Below are 3,541 nucleotides of genomic sequence, written 5' to 3'. Positions count from 1 at the left end.
GCCGGCATCGCCGTCGCCGACAGCCCCGCGAGCCTGGGTTCCACCATGCTCAAGGTCTTCAAGGGCTGATAAAGGCGTAGGCGGGAACCCATATTCCCGCACACCGCCAAGGGATCGGCGGCCCCTGGGTTCTCCATCGGAGAATCCAGGGGCCGTCCGGACCCCGGCGACAAACAAAAAAACTCTCTGAGGGAACCGGGCAAACGCCCGAGGCAAAAATATGTCCGCTAATCTGGAGAAGACCTCGTTCCTGTTCGGCTCGAACGCCGAATATGTCGCGGAGTTGTACGCGCGCTTCCTGAAGGACCCCTCCTCGGTGGATTCGAGCTGGAACGGCTTCTTCAAGGAGCTGGACGACGACTCCCGCGCCGTGCTGAACGAGCTGAACGGCCCGTCCTGGAGCCTGGAGGACGGTGCGCTGGCCAACGGCGCGCTCGACCCCATCGCCGCCTCGCTGGAAAGCATCGGCGCCCCCGCCGCCGGCAACGGTGCCGGCAACGCCGGCCTCGTCGCCCATGCCCAGCAGGTGTATGGCGGCATCAGCCACCAGCAGCTCCGCGCCGCGACGCTCGACAGCATCCGCGCGCTGATGCTCATCCGCGTCTACCGCGTGCGCGGCCACATGAACGCGCATTTCGACCCGCTGGGTCTTGAGAAGCGCGAGCCGCACCCGGAACTGGACCCGGCGACCTACGGCTTCGGCCCGGGCGACATGGACCGCCCGATCTTCCTGAACTACTCGCTGGGCCTGGAAACGGCGTCGCTGCGCCAGATCCTGGAGATCCTGCAGAAGACCTACTGCGGGAACATCGGCGTCGAGTTCATGCACATCCAGGACCCGGAAGAGAAGGCCTGGATCCAGGAGCGCATCGAGGGTGGACGCAACCACACCGACTTCACGGTGAACGGCAAGCGCGCCATCTACGAGCGCCTGATCGCCGCCGAGGGCTTCGAGAAGTTCCTCCAGCTCAAATACACCGGCACCAAGCGCTTCGGCCTTGAGGGCGGCGAGTCGATGATCCCCGCGCTGGAGCAGATCCTGAAGCGCGGCGGCCAGCTCGGCCTGAAGGAGGTCGTCGTCGGCATGGCCCACCGCGGCCGTCTGAACGTGCTGACCAATTTCATGGGCAAGCCCTTCGCCGCCGTCTTCTCGGAGTTCCAGGGCAACCCGTCGAGCCCGCAGGACGTGCAGGGCTCGGGCGACGTGAAGTACCATCTCGGCACCTCGTCGGACCGCGACTTCAACGGCAACATCGTCCACCTGTCGCTGACCGCGAACCCGTCCCACCTGGAATGGGTCAACCCGGTCGTCCTGGGCAAGGTGCGCGCCAAGCAGGCGCAGCGCAACGACCTGGACCGCGAGCAGGTGATGGGCGTGCTGATCCACGGCGACGCCGCCTTCGCCGGCCAGGGCATCGTGGCCGAGACGCTGGGCCTGTCGGAGCTGCGCGGCTACCGCACCGGCGGCACCGTGCACTTCATCATCAACAACCAGATCGGCTTCACGACGAACCCGACCTACTCCCGTTCGGGCGTCTACTGCTCGGACATGGCGAAGATGGTCCAGGCGCCGATCTTCCACGTCAACGGCGACGACCCCGAGTCCGTCGTCCACATCAGCCGCATCGCCGCCGAGTTCCGCCAGAAGTTCAAGCGGGACGTGGTGATCGACATGGTCTGCTACCGCCGCCACGGCCACAACGAGGGCGACGAGCCGGGCTTCACCCAGCCGCTGATGTACAAGAAGATCCGCGCCCACGGGACCACGCGGGAGCTGTACGGCAAGCAGCTCGTCGAGGAGAACGTCCTCACCCAGGCCGAGTCCGATCAGATGATCCAGGACTTCATGAAGAAGCTGGAGGGTGAGTTCGAGGCCGCCAACTCCTTCAAGCCGAACAAGGCCGACTGGCTGGAAGGCAAGTGGTCCGGCCTGGAGGCCGCGAAGACCGACGACGAGCGCAAGGGCAACACCGGCGTGGCGATCGACGTGCTGCGCGAGGTCGGCAACAAGCTCTGCGAGTATCCGAAGGACTTCGCGATCAACTCGAAGATCGCCCGCCAGCTCGAAGCCAAGAAGAAGTCGCTGGAGACCGGCGAGGGCATCGACTGGGCCACGGCGGAAGCGCTCGCCTACGGCACGCTGCTGGTCGAGGGCAACGGCGTCCGGCTGTCCGGCCAGGACTCGGGCCGCGGCACCTTCTCGCACCGCCACGCGGTGATGTACGATCAGAACACCGAGGCCAAGTACATCCCGCTGAACCACCTCAGCCCGAAGCAGGGCCCGTTCGAGGTCCATGACAGCCCGCTGTCCGAGGCCGCCGTGGTGGGCTTCGAATACGGCTATTCGCTGGCCGAGCCGCACAGCCTGACCCTGTGGGAGGCGCAGTTCGGCGACTTCGCCAACACCGCCCAGACCATCATCGACCAGTTCCTCTCGTCGGGCGAGTCGAAGTGGCTGCGCATGTCCGGCCTCGTGCTGCTGCTGCCGCACGGCTACGAGGGCCAGGGTCCGGAACACTCCTCGGCCCGTCCGGAGCGGTTCCTGCAGATGTCCGCCGAGGACAACTGGCAGATCTGCAACCTGACGACCCCGGCGAACCTGTTCCACGCCTTCCGCCGCCAGATGCGCCGGCCCTTCCGCAAGCCGCTGGTGCTGTTCACGCCGAAGTCGCTGCTGCGCCACAAGCTGTGCGTCTCCAACCTGTCGGAACTGGCCGAGGGCACGAACTTCCGCCGCGTCCTGGGCGAGACGGCGACCGACCTGCTGCCGAACGAGCAGATCCGCCGCATCGTGGTCTGCACCGGCAAGGTCTATTACGACCTGCTGCAGGAGCGCACGGCGCGCGGCGTCAAGGACGTGGCGATCATCCGTCTGGAGCAGCTCTACCCGTTCCCGCGTTCCGCCCTGACCGAGGAGTTCGCCCGCTATCCGAACGCCGAGGTCGTGTGGTGCCAGGAGGAGCCGGAGAACCAGGGCTACTGGACCTTCGTCGACCGCCGTCTGGAAGGCGCCCTGACTTCGATCGAGCACAAGGCGCGCCGCCCCAGCTACGCGGGCCGTCCGGCCTCCGCGTCGCCGGCCACCGGCCTTCTCAAGCGTCACAACCAGGAGCAGGCGAAGCTTCTGGAAGACGCCCTCGTCATCCGCTGACTCGACGCCCAGGCGTAAAACAAGAAAGAACGAGAGGAACTTATGGCTACTGATATCAAGGTCCCCACCCTGGGCGAGTCCGTCTCCGAGGCGACCGTTGCCCGCTGGCTGAAGAAGGTCGGCGATGCCATCGCCGTTGACGAGCCGCTGGTCGAACTGGAGACCGACAAGGTCACGCTGGAAGTCAACGCTCCGGCGGCTGGCACCCTGGCCGACATCCTGCAGCCCGAGGGTGCCAACGTCAGCGTCGGTGCGGTGCTCGGCCTGATTGGCGACGGGGCCTTCAAGGCGGTCGCCGGCGGCGCTCCGTCCACCCGCAGCGGCGCCGTTCCGCAGGCCGCCCCGGCTCCGGCGGCCGCCCCGGCGGCAGCTCCGGCCCCGGCGGGCGCC

The 3,541-nt window shown here is 66.9% G+C and carries 2 protein-coding genes; both read left to right on the top strand.

The features are described 5' to 3' along the window. Nucleotides 1-220 precede the first annotated feature (220 nt). Nucleotides 221-3,151 carry a 2-oxoglutarate dehydrogenase E1 component gene (locus QSG27_RS28135; protein ID WP_306712062.1) on the top strand — a complete coding sequence of 977 codons (2,931 nt, stop codon included), beginning with the start codon at nucleotides 221-223 and terminating at the stop codon, nucleotides 3,149-3,151. A 42-nt stretch (nucleotides 3,152-3,193) separates the two neighbouring features. Continuing rightward, a partial coding sequence (locus QSG27_RS28130) for a biotin/lipoyl-containing protein (protein WP_306712060.1) occupies nucleotides 3,194-3,541 on the top strand: 348 nt, incomplete at its 3' end.

Origin of the sequence: Azospirillum isscasi, from assembly GCF_030849505.1 — a bacterium.
GTDB classification, from domain to species: domain Bacteria; phylum Pseudomonadota; class Alphaproteobacteria; order Azospirillales; family Azospirillaceae; genus Azospirillum; species Azospirillum isscasi.
This window is presented reverse-complemented; position numbering and strand designations above follow the sequence as displayed.

Bases quoted from the DNA above. Each gene is read 5' to 3' on its own strand.
- QSG27_RS28135 (WP_306712062.1), top strand. From the start codon at position 221: ATGTCCGCTAATCTGGAGAAGACCTCGTTCCTGTTCGGCTCGAACGCC.